The sequence below is a fragment of the Synechococcus sp. RC10A2 genome (assembly GCF_047502605.1).
In genome coordinates, this window is record NZ_JANSHP010000125.1 from 1 (window position 1) to 1,597 (window position 1,597).

Sequence of the window (1,597 nt, forward strand, 5' to 3'; positions counted from 1 at the left end):
CTGATACATTTACGCTGAACACTGCTGAGCATTACTGCTCAGCGGTGAAGCGATAGCATTCTGTCCGTTTCCGTTGTCACTACGCGACGCTGACGCGACCGCGCTACTCGGACGGAGTCCAAACAGAAAGGCGGTATCCCGCAAAGCCCTGAGCATAACACCCAGAGCGCCTTGCCAATCTCGTGGTAGCCTATGGTTGCACTTTGGGCATCTAAACACCTTTGCGCCACCCAACTTGGTGTGGATGTGCCCGCACTTGGTACAGGTTTTGCTGGTGTACGCTTCCGATACTTCCACGACAACCACGTTTTTCTTCTTGGCTTGAAACTTCAGGAGCTGCTTGAACCGGTAGTGCGCCCAGGTGAGCATCGCCCTTGCTGTCTTGCTACCAAACTTCCTCCCTGCCTTGGCAACCATCTTGGCTGACTCGAAAGTGGGGAGGAATATCAATCGGTAGTTATCCGTTAGGAACGCCGCTACCTTGCGATGGCACTCGTCCACCAAGTTCCTGATTCTCTCCCGCAGACGAAACGCCGCTTGCCGCATTCGCCTACGCTTGGGTCTCGGTGCTTTACTCAGCCTAGATTGCAGACCGTCTAGGTGGTAGCACAGCCGAACGATCCTGCCAAAGTCTCCCTTGGCGATATCTACAAAGCCCGCCCCATCAAACCCTGTAAGGAAGCTTCTTACTCCAGGATCAAGTGCGATCACCCCCTTTGCTAACGAACACTGCTCGTTCACGGGCTCAGGAAAGATGGCATACCATCTGTCTTTCACCCGCATTAGCTCAGTTCCACGTGCCCACTCTCTGGGCATCTCCTCGGATGCACGGAACGCCAAACCTCGGGTGAGTTTCGGATACCACGTCCCATTGCGAAAGTTGCCGGCGTTGAATTGCAGCGTATGCGACCTGTCCCGCACACTGCGAAACCTCGCGTCTTTGCTTCGGCGAAACGCTAACCACGCCTCGACGACCGCGTTCTGCTTGATGTGGCAAGGGACGTCCTTCACCCACTCGGGTAGGTCGGAGCGCAGGATGATGTCCCGCAGCTTTCTGGCCGTTTTTGGGGCACCATGCTGACGCTGATAGGCAATCGCTTGGTTGTAGCAGTACCGGCACGCCGCTTGCCACCGCTTCCAAACTTTAGCCAGCGCTGGCTCCGGATAAATCCGTATCTTTCTCGATTGCAGCCCGGTATTTTCTGAGTCCGTAGAGCCGACTGCTGAAGCAGTGCAGGATGGTGAGGATATCCTCAACCAGTTCCTGTTGGGGAGAAAGGTGATCGTCATCGAGAACCAAGATTTCGCACCCGTATTGACGGCAGTACCACTCAACGAACTCAAATCCAAACCGGCAGAGTCGATCCCGGTGAGCGACCACAATCGTTCCGATATCTCCTGCACGGACTCGTTCCAATAAGGCAAGGAACTTTGGTCTTTTGAAGTCGAGACCGCCGCCAACCTCTCCGACCACTTCGGCTCCAGGATAGAGGTTAACCAGTCTTGCAATCTGTCTCTCCAAGTCTGACTTTTGCCCTCGACTGCTGACTCGGGCGTACAAAACGACTCGTTTGGCTTTCTTTGGCGTTCTGATGTA

Annotated in this window: 2 protein-coding genes; both read right to left on the bottom strand. The window is 54.7% G+C overall.

Going from position 1 to position 1,597, the window contains the following annotated elements:
• Nucleotides 1-9 precede the first annotated feature (9 nt).
• On the bottom strand, nucleotides 10-1,257 hold the full coding sequence (locus tag NW848_RS16755) for an RNA-guided endonuclease InsQ/TnpB family protein (protein ID WP_414508721.1): 1,248 nt from the start codon (nucleotides 1,255-1,257) through the stop codon (nucleotides 10-12).
• A partial coding sequence (locus NW848_RS16760) for an IS607 family transposase (RefSeq protein ID WP_414508720.1) occupies nucleotides 1,145-1,597 on the bottom strand: 453 nt, incomplete at its 5' end. The genes NW848_RS16760 and NW848_RS16755, both read right to left, overlap by 113 nt.